Source organism: Microbacterium sp. bgisy189 (assembly GCF_057707225.1).
In genome coordinates this window covers 218,720-236,357 of the sequence record NZ_JBYIPT010000001.1, presented here as the reverse complement: position 1 = coordinate 236,357, position 17,638 = coordinate 218,720, and the positions used below count along the sequence as shown (strand labels likewise).

General features: G+C 69.6%; 15 protein-coding genes, 1 tRNA gene and 1 other RNA gene. 6 read left to right on the top strand and 11 right to left on the bottom strand.

Annotation, left to right across the window (positions count from 1 at the left end; all coding sequences use genetic code 11):
- Positions 1–5: 5 nt before the first annotated feature.
- The 9 genes from AC3ENX_RS01195 to ffs form a co-directional block, all read right to left on the bottom strand.
- Entirely contained in the window at positions 6–2,561 is a 2,556-nt protein-coding gene (locus AC3ENX_RS01195) for a glycoside hydrolase family 65 protein (protein ID WP_434810018.1), read from the bottom strand.
- Positions 2,562–2,592: 31 nt separating this feature from the next.
- Positions 2,593–3,330 (bottom strand): HAD family hydrolase, encoded by a 738-nt coding sequence (locus tag AC3ENX_RS01190; RefSeq protein ID WP_434810017.1) that lies wholly within the window; start codon positions 3,328–3,330, stop codon positions 2,593–2,595.
- A 66-nt stretch (positions 3,331–3,396) separates the two neighbouring features.
- Positions 3,397–4,641: an acetate/propionate family kinase gene (locus AC3ENX_RS01185; protein WP_434810016.1), complete on the bottom strand. Its 1,245-nt coding sequence runs from the start codon at positions 4,639–4,641 to the stop codon at positions 3,397–3,399.
- Positions 4,638–6,752: a phosphate acetyltransferase gene (gene pta, locus AC3ENX_RS01180; RefSeq protein ID WP_434810015.1), complete on the bottom strand. Its 2,115-nt coding sequence runs from the start codon at positions 6,750–6,752 to the stop codon at positions 4,638–4,640. The genes AC3ENX_RS01185 and pta overlap by 4 nt, the downstream gene beginning before the upstream one ends.
- A gap of 40 nt (positions 6,753–6,792) precedes the next feature.
- The gene (panB, locus tag AC3ENX_RS01175) at positions 6,793–7,656 is read right to left on the bottom strand and encodes a 3-methyl-2-oxobutanoate hydroxymethyltransferase (protein WP_434810014.1); all 864 of its coding nucleotides are present in this window, start codon (positions 7,654–7,656) and stop codon (positions 6,793–6,795) included.
- Complete coding sequence (gene panD / locus AC3ENX_RS01170) at positions 7,653–8,045, bottom strand: aspartate 1-decarboxylase (protein WP_434810013.1); 393 nt, start codon at positions 8,043–8,045, stop codon at positions 7,653–7,655. Before panD ends, panB begins: the two co-directional genes overlap by 4 nt.
- Before the next feature lie 33 nt (positions 8,046–8,078).
- Positions 8,079–8,927: a pantoate--beta-alanine ligase gene (gene panC / locus AC3ENX_RS01165; protein ID WP_434810012.1), complete on the bottom strand. Its 849-nt coding sequence runs from the start codon at positions 8,925–8,927 to the stop codon at positions 8,079–8,081.
- Positions 8,924–9,676, bottom strand: coding sequence for a DUF2520 domain-containing protein (locus AC3ENX_RS01160; protein ID WP_434810011.1), 753 nt, complete (start codon positions 9,674–9,676; stop codon positions 8,924–8,926). The genes panC and AC3ENX_RS01160 overlap by 4 nt, the downstream gene beginning before the upstream one ends.
- 88 nt (positions 9,677–9,764) lie before the next feature.
- An RNA gene (gene ffs / locus AC3ENX_RS01155) (signal recognition particle sRNA small type) lies at positions 9,765–9,861 on the bottom strand.
- A 146-nt stretch (positions 9,862–10,007) separates the two neighbouring features.
- Between ffs and AC3ENX_RS01150 the strand changes: the two genes are divergently transcribed.
- The 3 genes from AC3ENX_RS01150 to AC3ENX_RS01140 are packed head-to-tail and all read left to right on the top strand — an operon-like array spanning position 10,008 to position 14,550.
- Positions 10,008–10,997 (top strand): AAA family ATPase, encoded by a 990-nt coding sequence (locus tag AC3ENX_RS01150; RefSeq protein WP_434810010.1) that lies wholly within the window; start codon positions 10,008–10,010, stop codon positions 10,995–10,997.
- A gap of 45 nt (positions 10,998–11,042) precedes the next feature.
- The gene (locus tag AC3ENX_RS01145; RefSeq protein ID WP_434810009.1) at positions 11,043–12,290 is read left to right on the top strand and encodes a DUF58 domain-containing protein; all 1,248 of its coding nucleotides are present in this window, start codon (positions 11,043–11,045) and stop codon (positions 12,288–12,290) included.
- Entirely contained in the window at positions 12,280–14,550 is a 2,271-nt protein-coding gene (locus AC3ENX_RS01140; RefSeq protein ID WP_434810008.1) for a transglutaminase TgpA family protein, read from the top strand. The genes AC3ENX_RS01145 and AC3ENX_RS01140 overlap by 11 nt, the downstream gene beginning before the upstream one ends.
- Before the next feature lie 62 nt (positions 14,551–14,612).
- Here the strand turns inward: AC3ENX_RS01140 and AC3ENX_RS01135 are convergent, their stop codons facing one another.
- Positions 14,613–16,028, bottom strand: coding sequence for a dicarboxylate/amino acid:cation symporter (locus tag AC3ENX_RS01135; RefSeq protein WP_434810007.1), 1,416 nt, complete (start codon positions 16,026–16,028; stop codon positions 14,613–14,615).
- Positions 16,029–16,229: 201 nt separating this feature from the next.
- Positions 16,230–16,321: transfer RNA gene (locus AC3ENX_RS01130), tRNA-Ser, on the bottom strand.
- 112 nt (positions 16,322–16,433) lie between these two features.
- Here AC3ENX_RS01130 and AC3ENX_RS01125 point away from each other — a divergent pair.
- The 3 genes from AC3ENX_RS01125 to AC3ENX_RS01115 are packed head-to-tail and all read left to right on the top strand — an operon-like array spanning position 16,434 to position 17,625.
- Positions 16,434–16,970, top strand: a complete 537-nt coding sequence (locus AC3ENX_RS01125) for a PadR family transcriptional regulator (protein ID WP_434810006.1) — start codon at positions 16,434–16,436, stop codon at positions 16,968–16,970.
- Entirely contained in the window at positions 16,967–17,257 is a 291-nt protein-coding gene (locus AC3ENX_RS01120) for a hypothetical protein (RefSeq protein ID WP_434810005.1), read from the top strand. Before AC3ENX_RS01125 ends, AC3ENX_RS01120 begins: the two co-directional genes overlap by 4 nt.
- Positions 17,248–17,625: a hypothetical protein gene (locus AC3ENX_RS01115; RefSeq protein WP_434810004.1), complete on the top strand. Its 378-nt coding sequence runs from the start codon at positions 17,248–17,250 to the stop codon at positions 17,623–17,625. Before AC3ENX_RS01120 ends, AC3ENX_RS01115 begins: the two co-directional genes overlap by 10 nt.
- Positions 17,626–17,638: the final 13 nt, after the last annotated feature.

Here is a 17,638-nt window from a genome sequence, read left to right as displayed (position 1 = left end):
CGGTCTCACCTGCCGGAGTCGTGGTCGTCGGGCGCACGGACGTCGGCGACCGTCTCGACCGGGCTGAGTCCGTCGTCGATCGTCGGGATCGCCGTCGTCGCGGTGCTCGTTGGCACCGACGCCGACAGGCGGGAGCCGTCATCACGACGCGACTCGGCGAGCATGCCGAGCGTCGGACGCCCCGCGATCACCGGGCCCTGGCCGTCGAGCGGGACGGTCAGGGTCTGACCGGCGACCGCGGTGTAGGCGGTGCCGCGCACGCTGAGCTCGACGTCTTCGCCCTCACCCGCCGCGATCGACAGCTCGTCGGCTGTGAGCGATACCTTCAGCTGGGTGCCGCGCCAGTGCAGCGTGTAGGCGAGCGAGTCCCATCCGGCAGGCAGACGCGGGTCGAACGACAGCTCGCCGTAGTGGTCGCGCATGCCGCCGAAACCACTCACGAGCGCCGTCCACACCCCGCCCGCACTCGCGACGTGCACACCGTCGGACGCGTTGTGGTGCAGGTCGCCGAGGTCGACGAAGATCGACTGCTCGAAGTAGTGCTCCGCGAGCTCCTGATAGCCCACCTCCGCCGCGAGGATCGCCTGCACGACCGCCGACAGCGTCGAATCCCCCGTGGTCAGCGGGTCGTAGTACTCGAAGTCGTTGAGCTTCTCGATGGGCGTGAAGTGGTTGCCCTGCAGGAACAGCGCCAGCACGACGTCCGCCTGCTTGAGCACCTGGTAGCGATAGATCACCAGCGGGTGGAAGTTCAGCAGCAGCGGGCGCTGCGAACGCGGCGTGTTCTCGAGATCCCACACTTCGCGCTCGAGGAACACCGCATCCTGGGGGTGGATGCCGAGGGCCTCGCTGTACGGGATGTGCATCGCCTCTGCCGCAGCATCCCACGCATCCGCTTCAGCGGGGTCGAGCGAGAGCCGGTCGAGCATGGCGACGTACTCGTCGGGCGCGTCCGCCGCCATCTCGCGCACCGTGCGCGCTGCGAACCGCAGGTTGAAGCGAGCCATCACATTCGTGAAGAGGTTGTCGTTGACGACCGTCGTGTACTCGTCGGGGCCGGTGACGCCGTGGATGTGGAACGTCTCGGGGTCGCCGTTCTCGGTGAAGCGCCAGAAGCCGAGCGTGGCCCACAGGCGGGCGGTCTCGACGGCGATGTCGACGCCCTCCCGGTACAGGAACTCGGTGTCGTCCGTCGCCCGCACGTACTTCGCGAGCGCGAAGCTGACGTCGGCGTTGATGTGGTACTGCGCGGTGCCGGCGGCGTAATAGGCCGACGCCTCCTCGCCGTTGATCGTGCGCCACGGGAACAGCGCACCGGCCTCGTTCAGCATCGCCGCGCGGCGGCGGGCGGCAGGCAGCATGAGGTACCGCATGCGCAGCGCGTTGCGCGCCCACTGCGGCGTCGTGTACGCGAGGAACGGGAGGACATAGATCTCGGTGTCCCAGAAGTAGTGCCCGCTGTAGCCCGAGCCGGACACACCCTTGGCGGACACACCCAGGCTGTCGGCGCGCGCGGCAGCCTGCGCAAGCTGGAACAGGCACCAGCGGGTCGCCTGCTGCAGATCGTCGCGACCACCGATCTGCACGTCGGAACGCTGCCAGAACGCTTCACACCAGGCGGCCTGCCGCTCGAACGGCGTGTGCACGCCCTCGCCGAGCACGCGGTCGAGCGTGCGGCGCCCCCGGTCGACCAGTTCGCGTGCGGGCACGCCGCGCGACGTGTGATAGCTCACGAGCTTCGTGACGGTGACCGGCACGCCCGCCTTCGCCTGCACGCGGAACACGTTCTTGGCGATGTCGGGTTCGACGAGGGTGCGGGCCGAGTACTCGTTCTCGGTCTCGATGACGTGGTCGGCGACGAGCGCGAGGGTCATGCCCGACTCGGCGACGCGGTACGCGAGCGCGGAGCGCAGGCCGTCTTGCCAGTACTCCTGCGGTTGCAGCACCCGCTCGTGGAACTTCTCGGTCTTGCGGGGGTCGAAACCCGCCGCCGCATGCGGCTTGGGCGTGCCGCCGTAGACGTCTTCGCCGTCCTGACGGTTGATGAGCTGACAGTTGACGGTCACCGGCGCGTCGGCGTTGAGCACCGTGACGGTCACGCGCATGACGGCGAGGTGCTTCTCTTCGAACGACACCATGCGGTCGAAGTCGATGACGACGTCCTTGCCGCTGGGGGTCATCCACCGCACGTGCCGGGTGAGCACGCCGGTGCGGAAGTCGAGCACGCGCTCGTACTCGCGCACATCGGCGACGTCGAAGGCGAGCGGTTCGTCGTCGACGTAGACGCGCATGACCTTGGCATCCGGCGCATTGACGATCGTCTGGCCGGTCTCGGCGAACCCGAACGCCTGCTCGGCGTGGCGGATCGGGAACACCTCGTGGAACCCGTTGATGAAGGTGCCGTGCTCGAGGGCATGGCGACCTTCGGGGTGATTGCCGCGCAGACCGAGGTAGCCGTTGCCGACGGCGAAGATGGTTTCGGTCACACCGACGTCGTCGAGCGAGAACTCGGTCTCGACCAGACGCCACGGGTCGACGGGGAAGCGATCGCGATCGATCATCACAGGCCTCTCGAGTGGTGACGGGGGCGGGTCACGCCACGTAGGCGGACAGGTCGTCGATCACGACATGCGCGCCACTGGCGATGAGCGTATCGGCACCGGCGCCACGATCGACACCGACGACGAGACCGCAGCCTGCGGCGGCGGCCGACTGCACACCGGAATGGGCGTCCTCGAAGGCCGCGACGCGGGCAGGGTCGAGCCCCAGTCCGCGGGCGCCCGCGGCGAACATGTCGGCGGCGGGCTTGGAGGCGAGGCCGTCGCGCTCGGCGACCGCACCGTCGACGACCACCGGGAACCTTTCGCGGATGCCGGCTGCCCGGAGCACCTCTTCGGCGTTCTTCGAGCTGGAGACGACACCGACCGGCATGCCGGCACGCTGGAGCATGTCGAGGAGCGCCAACGACCCCGGGTAGGGCTGGATGCCTTCGCTGCGCAGCACTCGCGTGAAGACCTCGTTCTTGCGGTTGCCGATGCCGCACACCGTGTCTTCGGCGGGCGCGTCGGACGGGTCGCCCCACGGCACCTCGATGTCGCGGGAGCGCAGCAGGCTCGCGACCCCGTCGTAGCGCTTCTTGCCGTCGAGGTACTCGAAGTAGTCGCGTTCGGTGTAGGGCGGCGAGACGTCCCACGCAGTGAACAGTTCGGTGAACATCGTCTGCCACGCGTGCATGTGCACGTCGGCCGTTGGGGTGAGTACGCCGTCGAGGTCGAACAGCACGCCGTCGAAGGTCAGGAGGTCAGGCAGGTCGGTCGGATCTGAAGACACCTGGCCACTGTAGCCGTGTGGTGTTTCGTGTGTGTGAGCGTGCTGTTCCCCGGGCGCGTCGCGGGCTCAGCCGGCCACCTCGAGGGTCTGGCGGGCGATCTCGAGCTCTTCGTCGGTGGGTACGACGAGCACCGTGACGGGCGAGTCGTCGGTCGAGATGACGCGGATGCCCCGACCGCGCTCATCGTTGCGGGCCCGGTCGAGGTGGATGCCGGCGAATCCGAACGTCTCGAGCGCCGCTGCGCGCACGGGAGCGGAGTTCTCTCCCACTCCCGCGGTGAACGAGACGACGTCGACGCCGCCGAGCTGGGCGAGGTAGGCACCGAGGTACGCGCGGATGCGGTGGATGTAGACGTCGAAGGCGAGCGTCGCGAACGGCTCCATGTCGCCGCGCCGCTGCACGATGTCGCGCATGTCGGAGACGCCGGCGAGCCCCTGCAGACCGCTGTTCTTGTTCAGCAGCGCGTCGAGATCGTCGATCGACATCCGTGCGCGGCGGGCGAGCTGGATCACGACCGCCGGATCGAGGTCACCCGAACGGGTGCCCATGACGAGGCCCTCGAGGGGCGTGAGCCCCATCGACGTGTCGATCGAGCGGCCGCCGTCGATCGCCGTCATCGACGCACCGTTGCCCAGGTGCAGCACGATCTGCCGGAGGCTCTCGAGCGGGCGACCGAGATGCGCCGCGGCGGCTTCGCTGACGAACTTGTGGCTCGTGCCGTGGAACCCGTACTTGCGGATGCGGTGCGCCGCGGCCAGTTCGCGGTCGATCGCGTAGGTGTATGCCTCGGGCGGCATGGTCTGGTGGAAGGCGGTGTCGAACACGGCGACGTGCGGCACATCGGGGAACGCGGCGCGCGCGGCGCGCATGCCCTGCACGGCACCCGGATTGTGCAGCGGCGCAAGACGGGCGAGGTCTTCGATGTTGATCTCGACGCCGTCGTCGACGAGCGTCGGTTCGAAGAAGCGCACGCCACCGTGGACGACACGGTGCCCGACGGCGACCGGCGCATGGTCTGCGAGCGACGGCCCTGCCTCGTCGAAGGCGCGGAGCATGAGCGCGAAGCCCGCCGTATGGTCGGCGATCGGCTCGTCCCACGAATACTCGGCATCGGTCACCGTCGGCGCGGGGCCCTCGCCGGTCGAGCCCTCACTGGCGAAGGCTGCGGCGTGCACCGTGTGATGGGCGGCACCGTGTCGCTGCCCGATGCGTTCGACGAGGCCCGACGCGAGCACCTGCTCGGTCGCCATGTCGAGCAGACGGTACTTGAACGACGACGAACCGCTGTTGACGACCAGGACGATGCTCATGCGGCACCCGCCGAGGTCTGCGCCTGGATCGCGGTGATCGCGATCGTGTTGACGATGTCTTCCACCAGCGCACCGCGGGAGAGGTCGTTGATGGGCTTGTTGAGGCCCTGCAGCACCGGTCCCATCGCGACGGCGCCGGCAGAACGCTGCACCGCCTTGTAGGTGTTGTTGCCGGTGTTCAGATCGGGGAAGACGAACACCGTCGCCCGTCCAGCGACCTGCGACCCCGGCATCTTCGCCTTCGCGACGGCGGCGTCCGCCGCGGCGTCGTACTGGATGGGGCCCTCCACGAGCAGTTCGGGCGCACGTTCGCGGACGAACGCGGTCGCCTCGCGAACCTTGTCGACGTCGGCACCCGACCCGGACTCGCCCGTCGAGTACGACAGCATGGCGATGCGCGGATCGATGCCGAACTGCGTCGCGGTCGCCGCGGATGAGATCGCGATGTCGGCGAGCTGCGTCGAGGTGGGATCGGGGATCACAGCACAGTCGCCGTAGACAAGCACGCGGTCGGCGAGCGCCATGAGGAAGACACTCGAGACGACCGAGACACCGGGCCGGGTCTTGATGATCTCGAACGACGGCCGAATCGTGTGCGCCGTCGTGTGCGCCGCCCCCGAGACCATGCCGTCAGCCAAGCCCAGGTGCACCATCATCGTGCCGAAGTACGACACGTCGGTGACGGTGTCGGCGGCCTGGCCGAGCGTCACCCCCTTGTGTGCCCGGAGCCGGGCATACTCTTCGGCGAACTTGTGCACGTGGACCGCGTCGAACGGGCTCAGCACCTGCGCAGCACGCAGGTCGAGGCCGAGTTCGAGTGCGCGGTTTCGCACCTCGATCTCTTCGCCGAGGATCGTGATGTCGGCCACACCACGTGCGAGCACGGTCGCCGCGGCGCGCAGCACACGGTCATCGCCGCCCTCGGGCAGCACGATGCGCTTGCGGTCACCGCGGGCGCGCTCGACCAACTGGTACTGGAACATGAGCGGCGTGACGACGTCGCTCGTCGCGACGCCGATCGATCGCACGAGCTCGTCGGTGTCGACGTGCTGCTCGAACAGGCTCAACGCGGTGTCGTACCGGCGTTGCGAATCGGCGGCGAGCCTTCCCCGCGTGTGGACGATGCGTCGGGCCGTCTCGTAGGTGTCGAGGTCGCACGCGAGGATGGGCAGCGACGAAGTGAATCCGTCGATCAGACGGTCGACGGGTTCGGGGAGGGCGAATGGTCCGTTGAGCACGATGCCGGACAGCGCCGGGAAGGTTCCCGACGCGTGCGCGAGCACGGTCGCCACGAGCACATCGGTGCGGTCGGCGGCGATCGTCACGATCGCGCTCTCCGACAGTCGCGGCAGCACATTGTCCATGCCCATGCCTGCGACGACGACGTGCAGCACCTCACGTGAGAGCAGCGCCTCATCACCCTTCAGCAGTCGGGCATCGAGCGAACGCATGACGTCGCGCACCGACGGCGCGACGAGGTAGTCGTCTTCGGGCACCGCCCACACGCCGACGCCGCGGTCGGCGGCATCGGCATCGACGACCGCGCGGACGGCGGCGACGACGGCATCCGTTTCGTCGGGCGCCGCCCGATTGACGATGACGGCGAACAGGCCGGCCCGCTCATGCGCGATCTCGCCGAGTGCGAGCGACGTGAGGTGCCCCATCTGTGCGGGCGTGCGCGCACCCTCGCCCTCGGAGCGCTGCCCGCTGAGCACCAGCAATACCGGTGCGCCGAGGTTCGCGGCGATGCGCGCGTTGTAGCCGAGCTCTGCGGGACTGCCGACATCGGTGTAGTCGCTGCCGACGATGACGACCGCGTCGCACTGCGCCTCGACGGCCTTGTAGCGCTCGACGATGCGGGCGAGCGCCGCGTCGGGGTCTGCCCGCACTTCGTCATAGGTGGCACCGATGCAGTCGTCGTACGCGAGGTCGACACCGTCGTGGTCGAGGAGCATCTCGAGCACGTAGTCGCGCTCCTCGGTCGAGCGGGCGATCGCCCGGAACACGCCGACGCGGGGCGTGGCGCGGCTGAGGGAGTCGAGCACGCCGAGCGCGATCGTGGATTTTCCCGAGTGACCTTCTGCCGACGTGAGGTAGATGCTCTGTGCCACGGTTCCAGTTTAGGGCGACCTCATCGGGACGCGCCCGGGACTATTCGCCCAGCACCTCGCCGAGCCGGTCGGCTTCGCCCGGGCGCATCGCGTAGGTGTGCTCGGATGCCGGATAGCGACGCTCGCGTACGTCCGCGGCGTACGCTGCGACGCCGGCGATCATGTCGGCGCGCAGGTCGGCATAGCGGCGCACGAACCGCGCCTGCGGGCCTTCTCCGAGCCCCAGCAGGTCGTGGAAGACGAGCACCTGACCGTCGGTCGCCGCGCCCGCGCCGATGCCGATCACGGGCACGCGCATGACGGGCATGATCGCCTCGGTGACTTCTGCGGGGATCGCTTCGAACACGATCGCGACGCACCCGGCATCCTGCAGCGCGAGCGCATCGTCGCGCACTCCTCGCGCGTCTTCGGCGGTGCGACCCTGCGCGCGGTAGCCGCCGAGCGCGACGGCCGTCTGCGGTGTCAGCCCGACGTGTCCGACGACGGGAACACCCGCCCGCACGATCGCGCGGGCACGGTCGACGGTGGCACCACCGCGTTCGACCTTGACGGCGTCGCAGCCGGTCTCCTTCGCGAACCGCAGCGCCGTCGCGACCGCCTGCTCGTCGCTGGCTTCGTACGAACCGAACGGCAGATCGGCCACCAGCAGCGGCGTGGACAAACCGCGCCGCGCTGCGCGGGTCAGCATGATCATCTCGTCGACCGTGACCGGGACGGTGCTGTCGTACCCGAGCACAGTCATGGCCGCGGAATCGCCCACCAGGACGACATCGACCCCGGCGGCCTCTGCGACCCGCGCACCCGGATGATCGTAGGCGGTCACCATGACGATCGGCTCGCCGCGCGCTTTCAGCGCCGCCAGATCGCCCAGCGACCGGCGCTGCGGCGCCCCGTGCGTGCTCATCGCGCTCCCGCCAGGGCGAGCTCGGCGACCGCATCGTCGACGGCCACGATGCAGTTGTTGCGGTCGACGTGTACCACGACAGGCTCGTAGCCCTCGAGGTCTTCGGCGGAGTAGTCGGCGTAGGAGATGACGATGACGGTGTCCCCCGGGTGCACGAGGCGTGCGGCCGCACCGTTGACCTGTACGGCGCCCGAGCCCCGCACGCCCTCGATCGTGTACGTCTCGAAGCGAGAGCCGTTGTCGACGTCGACGACGTGCACCTGCTCGTGGGGCAGGATGTCGGCGGCTTCGAGCAGGTCGGGGTCGATCGTGATCGATCCGACATAGTTCAGGTCGCTCGCCGTGATCGTGGCGCGGTGGATCTTCGACTTCAGCATGGTGCGTCGCATCGGGCGGTCCTCTCAGGTGGTCGTCTGTGGCGGTCAGTTCGGCCGCAGCACGCAGTTGTCGATGAGGCGTGCGCCGCCGACGCGAGCGGCGACGGCCAGCAGCCCCTCTTCCTCGACCCGATCCAGCAGTCGCAGGTCGTCGGTCGCACGCAGTTCGAGATATTCGGGCTCGATGCCGGCGTCCGCCAGGACAGCGGCGGCCGCGGCGACGAGCACTGCGGCATCCCGCTCCCCCGCCTTCGCTGCGGCGTCTGCGGCGGCGAGCGCCCGCTGGAGCGCGGTGGCCTGCACACGCGCAGCCGGGTCGAGGTAGACGTTGCGGGAGCTCATCGCGAGTCCGTCGGGCTCACGCACGATCGGGCACGCCTCGATGCGCACGGGGATGTCGAGGTCGCGCACGAGTCTGCGCACCACGAGCACCTGCTGTGCGTCCTTCTGCCCGAAGAAGGCGACATCGGGGGCCACCATGCCCAGCATCTTGGCGACCACGGTCGCCACCCCGTCGAAGTGCTGCGGTCCGCGGGTCGCACCGCACAGCACGTCGGTGATGCTCGAGACGTGGATCGTCGTCGAGAATCCGTCGGGGTACACCTCGGCGGGTTCGGGCGCGAAGAGGATGTCGACGCCTTCACCCCGCGCCATATCGGCGTCACGCTGCTCGTCGCGCGGGTATGCGCTCAGGTCTTCACCGGCGGCGAATTGCGTCGGGTTGACGAACAACGACACCACGACGAGGTCGGTCTGCGTTCGGGCGACCTGCATGAGGGACAGGTGTCCGGCATGGAACGCACCCATCGTGGGGACCAGGCCGACGATGCGCCCCGCTGCGCGCGCCTCGGCGACCGCGACGCGCACCTCGTGCACCGTGCGGATGATCCTCATCGTGTGTCCCTCTCAGCCGCAAGGACTCGCATCCGTGTCGTCAGTTCGTCGAAGAGCGGCACGAGGTCGGGGGTCGAGTCCTGCAGCGCGGCCCGCTGGCGTGCCACCGTCCTCTCGTCGCCACGAACGACCGGGCCGGTCAGTGCGGCCGCGCCGGTCGCGATCCAATTCTCGACGGTTCGTCGCACGAGCGGGGCGAGCGCCGTCCGCGAATCCGGAACACCCGCCGCGTCGGCCGCGCGCTCGGCGGCGTCGAGCAGCGCGACGAGCGCGTTCGACGCGAGCGAGGCGGCCGCGTGATACCCGGCGCGCTGCTCGTCGGCGATCTCGAACGGGTGGGCGCCGATCATCCCCGCCACGAGCACGGCGGCCTGGAGGGCCGCATCGGTTCTTCCGGCGACGGCGCACGCGGCACCTGGGAACGCGTCACCGGACTCGTCGCCGGTGATCGTCTGCAACGGGTGGATGCCGAAGTCGACATCGTCGAGTCCTGTCGCGCCCGAGGTGTGCCCCACCAGCGCGCCGGGCACCTGCCGGGCCTTGGCCGCGGCTGTCGTGATCTGCTCGTCCGGCACACAGAGGAGCACGACGTCGGCAGCCGGTACCGCGTCGGTGCGTCCGACAGGCCCGTGCACCTCGCATCCGGACGCGGTCAGGGCGCGCGCCAGCACCCGACCGAGACGGCCGGGTCCGACCAGGGCGATGCTTCCGGTCGAGGTGCTCGTGGACTGCGGCGAAGAGGTGCTCATGGCGGTGTGGCGGCGACGCCTCCCCGAGTCTGGATCCTGCGGCCCACGAAGGCAACTCCGTGACGACACGATCCGGGACTCGGGGCAAAAAGAAGACTCTCCGCGAACCCGGCAGAGCCCGGTTACCCTTGCTACGTTTCCGTCCTGGGGGAGTTGGCCTGGATGCCGCCTCGCGGAGAGCTGCGACCAGTCTAACAAGATCTCGAGGCCTCCTCCTCCCGGCGATCACCCAGCCGGCGACACCCCGCTGCCACGGGCCCCGGGCTACGATCGAGCCAGCGGGGCATCGACGCGCCGCAACCCGAACGCACGGCTGACCCGAGGGGGACGCATGTCAGACCCGTCCGCAACGTCGATCACGAGGGACTCGTTCGCCGAGGCGACCGACGCCATCGTCGAATCCGTCACCCGGGTGATCGACGGCAAGCCGGATGCCGTGCGGGCCGCGCTCGTGTGTCTGCTCGCGGAGGGCCACCTGCTCATCGAAGACGTGCCGGGCGTCGGCAAGACGATGCTCGCGCGTGCACTGGCCGCATCGGTCGAAGCGACCGTGCGCCGCATCCAGTTCACGCCAGACCTGCTGCCGGGCGATGTCACCGGCGTGAGCGTCTACAACCCCGTCGACCGCGAGTTCGAGTTCAAGGCGGGCGCGATCTTCGCGCACATCGTGATCGCCGACGAGATCAACCGCTCCTCCCCCAAGACGCAGTCGGCGCTGCTGGAGGCGATGGAAGAGCGGCAGGTCACCGTCGACGGCACGAGCCACGTGCTGCCCGAGCCGTTTCTCGTCGTCGCGACGCAGAACCCGCTCGAGATGGAGGGCACCTACGCCCTGCCCGAAGCACAGCGCGACCGCTTCATGATGCGCATCTCGATGGGCTACCCGGATGCCGCCGACGAAGCGCTCATGCTGCGCCAGCGCGACACCGTCAACCCGCTCTCGCAGCTCTCGCCCGTCACGACGTCGCCGCGGGTTCGCGAGATGATCGCCTTCGCGCGCAGCGTGCACGTCTCCCCCGCGGTCGAGGAGTACGCCGTCGCGCTCGCCCGCGCCACGCGCCAGCATCCCGACCTTCGCCTGGGCGCGAGCCCCCGTGCGACGCTGCAGCTCGTGCGTGCCGCGAAGGTGTGGGCGGCCCTCGACGGACGCGAGTTCGTCATTCCCGACGATCTCGCAGACCTGCTCGAACCGGTGCTGGCGCACCGCATGATCGCCGCACGCGGCGCGGGTGTCAGCCGTGGCCGTTCGGGGGCCGACACGATCCGCGCAGCGCTCGAATCGATCGCCTCGAGCGTGCGGGTGCCGCTGGCGACGCGATGACACGCTGATCGGCGGCCAGCACAGACGAGGACTGGGGACGAACGCATGAGATGGCTGAAGTCGTGGCCGCTGACCCTTCGGGGCACCGGCGCCGTCGCGCTCGCCGTCACCGCGTTCGTGCTCGCCCACGAGTTCAACGTGACCGAACTGCTCTATGTCGCGGTGCTGCTGCTCGCGGTGACGGCGGCGAGCGTCGCGACGCTGTATCTGATCCGGCGCACCGAGAAGATCATCCGCGCGTTCCACCCCGACGTGGCCACAACGGGCGAAGACGTCGATGTGCGCGCACGGGTCGAGATCCGCTCCGCGCTGCCCATGACACAGGGACTCTGGGAAGACCGCATCGATGCCGGACTCAGCGGTGACGCGACCGGCGTCCTCCCCGCGATCGGGTCGGGCATGGGATCGGATCGTGTCGTCGAACTGCGCTACCGCATGCGCGCCGTCCGCCGAGGCGTGCGCATGGTCGGCCCGCTTTCGGTGTCGGCGACCGACCCGTTCGGATTCGCCCGCCGCCGCCACACGATCGGCGAGCCGACGCCGCTGACGGTCGCGCCCGCCATCGTCGACCTCGGGCCGCTCACCGAACTGCCGGGTGAAGCCGGGGGCAGTCTGCACTCCGAGACCAACGAGCTGGGCCAGGGATCTGACAACCTCATCCCCCGCGCGTACATGTCGGGCGACTCGATGCGCCGCATCCACTGGCGCGCGAGCGCCCACCGCGACGAATTGATGGTGCGGCAGGAGGAGCAGGAATCCACACCCGAGGCGATCGTCGTCTTCGACCGCAGCCGCAGGCGATTCGCGCCGGTCGCCGCGCAGACCCCCGGTGAGGACCCCGCCTTCGAAACGGCGGTCTCGGCGTTCGTCTCGGCCGTCTCGCGCCTCGTCCACGAGGGATACCTCGTGACCGTCATCGACGCCGACGGGACCGAGTTCGCCCCGGCGATCGACAGCGGCGACACGATCGAAGTCGAAGGGCTCGCCGTCGCCGCCGCGACGATCGTCAGCCGCGGTGACACAGCCGCAGAAGACCTGCTCCGGCTGTTCGCCGGCACCATCACGGGCCCGCTCGTCCTCGTCACCGGCTCGCTCGACGACCGCGACGCCGCCGTCCTGCCCGCACTCGCGCACCACAGCACACTGCCGATCATGCTGGCCGTGGGCGCCGCCGACGCACAGATCGCCAGGCAGCACGAAGGCGGCTGGCACGCGGCATCCGTCCCGGCCGGCGCCGACCTCGCCGCCGCCTGGGATGCCGCCCTCGACCGGAGGTTCTCCCGTGTCCGCTGACGGCAGTCCCGACCGCCGCGCACCGACCCGTGGCGGCACGACGCGACTCGCGATCGGCCTGTTCGCAGCGCTGGCCGCCGCGATCGTGCCGCTCACCGGCGTCATCGAGGTCGCCGGCTGGCTGTGGCAGTCCGTCTTCGTCGCGGGCGGACTGCTCGCGGCCGGCTGGGTCGCGCGCCGCCTGCGTGTGCCGACGGCGGCCGTGACGATCATCGAACTGGCACTGTGGGTCGTCGCGATCACGTTCATGTACTTCCGCGACACCGCCTGGTTCGGTCTGGTTCCCACCGTCGACACGCTCCGCGAAGTGCCCACGATGGTCGAAGTGGCCACGACGCAGATCATCATGGGCACCGCCCCACTCGAACCGACGGCACCGATGACGGCCCTCATCGTGACGGCCGTCGGCATCCTCACGATCGCGCTCGACCACGTCGTCATCACCGCGCGGATGCCGCTGCTGGCGACCGTGGCCCTCATCGCGGTGTGGGTGATTCCCGCCGTCGCCGTGCCCTCGGGCGTGAACGTCCTGTCGTTCGCGCTGTTGTCGGCGGCCGTGCTCTACACGATCCGGGCCGAGACCCGCACGAGGGAAGCACCCGGAACGGGCCGCGGCGGTGTCACGGCGCTCGCGGCGGGCATCGGCGTCGTCGCCATCACCGGATCGCTCATCACGACCCCGATCCTGCCCGAACCCGTGCTGAGCGCGACCGGCCCCGGCACCCTCACCACGATCGATCCGACCCTCGAGCTGGGCGATGATCTGCGCCAGCCGGCCGAGACGCCGGTGCTGCGCTACCGCACCAACGCGACCGACCTGCCGTATCTGCGCATCGCCACCCTGTCGACGTTCGACGGCGAGGTGTGGCAGCCCGATCGTCAGCGCACCGCCCAACTCGAAGACAGCGCGTTCGAGGAGGTGACGGCCGACGAAGGCGTGCGGGTCACCGAATACGAGACGACGATCGAAGTCACCCAACTGTCGTCGGCGTGGGCTCCGATGCCGTTCCCGGCCGTCAGCGTCGACGGCCTCGAGGGATTCTGGCGCACGATGGCCTACAACCGCACCGTGCTGACCTCGCAAGGCAACATCCGCGGCCAGGCCTACACCGTCACGACACATGTGCCGCGCCCCACGCGCGAGCAGATCCAGGACAGCGAGGCGGGCATCACCGAGACCCGCCTCGACCTCACCCAGTTGCCCGGCGACACCCCGGCGATCATCGAAGAGCTCGCGCGCGAGGTGACCGCAGACGCGACGAACGACTACGACCGGCTGCGCGCACTGCAATCGTGGTTCCGCGGACCCGAGTTCACCTACTCGCTCACGGCCCCGGTGCAGGAGGGATTCGACGGCACGGGTGCCGAGGCGCTCGAAGCGTTCCTGCAGGTCAAGGCCGGCTACTGCGTGCACTTCGCCGCGGCATTCGCGACGATGGCACGGTCGCTCGACATGCCGGCGCGCGTGGTCATCGGCTTCCTGCCCGGCGGCTACACCGGCGAGATCGAAGAGGGGCAGCGGGTCGCCGAGGCGACCACCGCGCAGCTGCACGCGTGGCCCGAGGTGCACTTCCGGGGCATCGGCTGGGTCGGCTTCGAGCCGACGAAGAGCCTCGGCAACGAGACGACGTTCCTGCCCGAGTCGGTGACCGCTCCCGACACCGGTGGCGAAGACATCGCGGGACCGACGCCGACGGCGGCAGCGACACCCTCCGCATCGGCCGCTCCGCTGGACCCGCAGGACCCGGCCGGCAGTGCCGACGCGCTCGGCGGTGGCCGGCTCGTCGACCTGCGTCCGTACCTGTTCACGCTTGGCGGGCTGCTGGCCGTCGCTGCCGCGCCCGGCCTCGCGCGCCTGGTCATCGAGCGCAGACTTCGACGGCGAGCAGCCGCCGGCAGCGTCGCCTCGGCGTGGCGCATCGTGCAGAACACCGCCATCGATCTCGGGGCCCCCGCGCCCGCCGCCGAGTCACCCAGGGTGTTCGGGCGCCGACTCGTGAAGCTCGGCGCCAAGCGCGCCGAAGTCGACCGACTCGTCGAAGCCATCGAACACGCCAGTTACGCGCCCGGCGACCGCCCGTCCGGCGATGCGCTCGTCGACGACGCGATCGCCGCGCGCCGAGCGATGCTCGACTTCGCCGAGCCCGCGCTGCGCACCCGCGCACTGCTGCTCCCGCGCTCGCTCGTCGTGCGGCCCGGCTCCGCCTTCGCCGCCGCTGCGCAAGTGCGTCGGACGCCGTCCTTCCTCACCGCCGAATAGCAACGCGGCGGGGACGACGAAGGGGACGCCGGAGTTCCGGCATCCCCTTCGCGTGCGGAGCCTCAGCTGCGAGTGGCAGGGGCCTCGTCGGCCTCACGCTCGGGCACGTCATCGCCCGAGTCGTCGGCGAACGGCTCGCCGTCGCGCGGCGCGTCATACAACTGCTGGTCGAGGATGCCCTCTCGCTTGGCGACGATCGTCGGCACGAGCGCCTGGCCCGCAACGTTGACGGCCGTGCGGCCCATGTCGAGGATCGGGTCGATCGCGAGCAGCAGGCCCACGCCCTCGAGCGGCAGCCCCAGGGTCGACAGCGTCAGGGTGAGCATGACGGTCGCACCGGTGGTGCCGGCCGTGGCCGCCGAGCCCACGACCGAGACGATCGCGATCAGCAGGTACTGCACGAAGGTCAGCTCGATGCCGAAGAACTGTGCGACGAAGATCGCCGCGATCGCGGGGTAGATCGCCGCGCAGCCGTCCATCTTGGTGGTCGACCCCAGCGGCACGGCGAACGACGCGTACTCGCGCGGCACACCGAGGTTGCGCTCGGTCACGCGCTGGGTCAGCGGCAGCGTGCCGATCGAGGAGCGCGACACGAACGCGAGCTGGATCGCCGGCCATGCGCCGGAGAAGTACTGCCGGATCGACAGGCCGTTGACCTTGAGCAGGATCGGGTAGACCACGAACAGCACGAGAGCCAGGCCGATGTAGATCGCGACCGCGAACCACAGGAGCGTCGTCAGCTTGCTCCAGCCGTAGGTGACGACCGCGGAGCCGATGAGACCGAGGGTGCCGAGCGGTGCGATGCGGATGATCCACCAGAGCACACGCTGCACGACCTTGAGGAACGATTCGGTGAACGCAACGAACGTGTCTGCCCGCTTGCCGAGCTTGAGTGCGGCGATGCCGACCGCGACGGCGATCACGATGACCTGCAGCACGTTGAAGCCGACGGTCGAGGTCAGCGCGCCGGCTTCGTCGGCACGTGTCGAGACGGTCAGTCCGAGGAAGTTCTGCGGGATGAGACCGAGGAGGAAGTTCCACCACGTGCCCACCGAGGACGGCGCCCCGGTTTCGAGCTGCGTCTGGTCGACGCGCGCGCCTGGCTGGATGGTGACGCCCAGCACGATGCCGATACTGACGGCGATGAGCGCCGTGATACCGAACCACAGCAGGGTCTGACCCGCGAGCCGGCCGGCGTTGGTGACGTTGCGCAGCTGCGTGATGCTCGCGACGATCGCCAGGAAGATGAGCGGGACGACCGCGACCTTCAGCAGCGTGACGTACGAGCTGCCGATCGTCGAGAGCGTCGCGGCGAGCGCGTTCGCGTTGCCGTCGGCGTCGGTGCCCAGCTGCAGCGCGAGCAGGCCGAGCAGGATGCCGGCGACGAGGCCGAGGGTGATCTGGAAGCCGAACGAGCGGTAGAAGGGCTTCTTGGGCTTGGGCGTGCGCGCGGGGGTCTCCGCGATGGTGGAACTCACGAGTGTTTCTCCTGGGGGTGGCGCAGGTGCTGCGTGCCGGTGGTGCGATACGACGCTATGCGCCGTCGCGCGTCGAATGCACGTGCATGACGCCTGATGACAACGCCCTCGCTTGCGCACTTTGTTCCCAATCGCGGGAAGCGGATCTGCACGCGCAACGAAAGAGCGCCTCACCCCGTCGGGGGCGAGACGCTCATCTCGTGGCGGAAGTGACAGGATTTGAACCTGCGAGGCGAGTTACCCCGCCTACATGGATTCCAGCCATGCTCCTTAGGCCGCTCGGACACACTTCCGTCGGAGATCCTATCACTGGCCGCATCGGCACCCGTCGCCCGCGCTCCCCCTTGACTGACATCACTCCAAGGGATATCTATATCTCTCAGAGGGATATCGGAGGTGGTGTCGATGCCGTTCGTCATTCTGGGCCTGCTCCTCGACGGTCCGCAGTCGCTGTACGACCTGCGCAAGCGGTTCGGCGCGGGCATCTCGCTGTTCTACAGCGCGAGTTTCGGCGCCCTGCAGCGCGCCCTACGGCAACTCGTCGACCAGGGCGACGTGACCGTCTCGGACGACACGAGCTCGGCCCGAGCCCGCAAGCTCTACGCCGTCACGCCTGCAGGGCAGACCCGATGGCGCGAGTGGATGCGGGAGCCGATCGCCGACACCGCGGATGCCGAGACCGTGATGCTCGCAAAGGTCTTCCTGCTCGGCCGGCTCGACACGGCAGACCGAGACACGGTCATCGACCTCATCCGAACGCACGCAGCGCAGGCGCAGGCGAAGCTCGATGCGCTGGCCGTCGAGGTCGATGCCGCCGCAGTATCCGTTCCCGCAGAACATCTCGAGGTGTACGCGTTCCAGCGTGCGACCCTCGACTACGGCCTGCGCGCCCACGCACTCATGCGAGCCTGGGCCGACGAGCTCGGACGCGTGACGCCGTGACCACCGCCCGTCGCTCACGACGCCCCCTGTTCGTGATCGCGGCCGTCGGCGCGGCCCTCGTCACCGCGATCTTCGCGACCGTCGGCGACGGCGTCGCGGTCGAAGCGGCCACGGGGGTGCGTGCGGCGATCGTCGACCACGGGCACACCCTGGTGTGGGCGCTGCTGACCGTCGCATTCACGATCGCGGCGGTGCGCGGCGGGTGGGTACGGCCGGCCGGCGCCGTGGCCGTCACCGCGGCGATCGTCTACGCCGTCTTCTTGTTTGCGGTGTTCCTGTGGCCGTGATCGCCGCCTGGATCGCGGTCGCACTCCTGACAGCGCTGGCCGGGCTCCAGGCGTGCGTCGCTGCGGGCGCCCCGTGGGGACGGTTCGTGTGGGGTGGTGGGCACAAGGTCCTCCCCCGCCACCTGCGCATCGGCAGCGCACTCTCGGTCGCGCTCTACGCCGGTTTCGCATGGCTGCTGCTGGCCCGGGCCGGGGTGCTCGCGGGCGGATCGGGCGCCTTCGCCGGGGTCGCGGCGTGGGTCCTGTTCGGGTACTTCTCGGTCGGCGTCGTGATGAATCTGGCATCCCGCAGCCCCGCCGAGCGCTGGACGATGGCGCCGGCCTGCCTCGCCCTGGCGCTGCTGACCTGGATCGTCGCGGCGTCGTGAGCGGAGCAACGCA

Excerpts from the sequence above, each read along its gene's own strand:
- panC (WP_434810012.1), bottom strand. The coding sequence starts at position 8,927 with ATGAGGATCATCCGCACGGTGCACGAGGTGCGCGTCGCGGTCGCCGAG.
- AC3ENX_RS01125 (WP_434810006.1), top strand. The coding sequence starts at position 16,434 with ATGCCGTTCGTCATTCTGGGCCTGCTCCTCGACGGTCCGCAGTCGCTG.
- AC3ENX_RS01185 (WP_434810016.1), bottom strand. The coding sequence starts at position 4,641 with ATGAGCATCGTCCTGGTCGTCAACAGCGGTTCGTCGTCGTTCAAGTAC.
- panB (WP_434810014.1), bottom strand. The coding sequence starts at position 7,656 with ATGAGCACGCACGGGGCGCCGCAGCGCCGGTCGCTGGGCGATCTGGCG.
- AC3ENX_RS01195 (WP_434810018.1), bottom strand. The coding sequence starts at position 2,561 with ATGATCGATCGCGATCGCTTCCCCGTCGACCCGTGGCGTCTGGTCGAG.
- AC3ENX_RS01150 (WP_434810010.1), top strand. The coding sequence starts at position 10,008 with ATGTCAGACCCGTCCGCAACGTCGATCACGAGGGACTCGTTCGCCGAG.
- panD (WP_434810013.1), bottom strand. The coding sequence starts at position 8,045 with ATGCGACGCACCATGCTGAAGTCGAAGATCCACCGCGCCACGATCACG.
- AC3ENX_RS01160 (WP_434810011.1), bottom strand. The coding sequence starts at position 9,676 with ATGAGCACCTCTTCGCCGCAGTCCACGAGCACCTCGACCGGAAGCATC.
- AC3ENX_RS01145 (WP_434810009.1), top strand. The coding sequence starts at position 11,043 with ATGAGATGGCTGAAGTCGTGGCCGCTGACCCTTCGGGGCACCGGCGCC.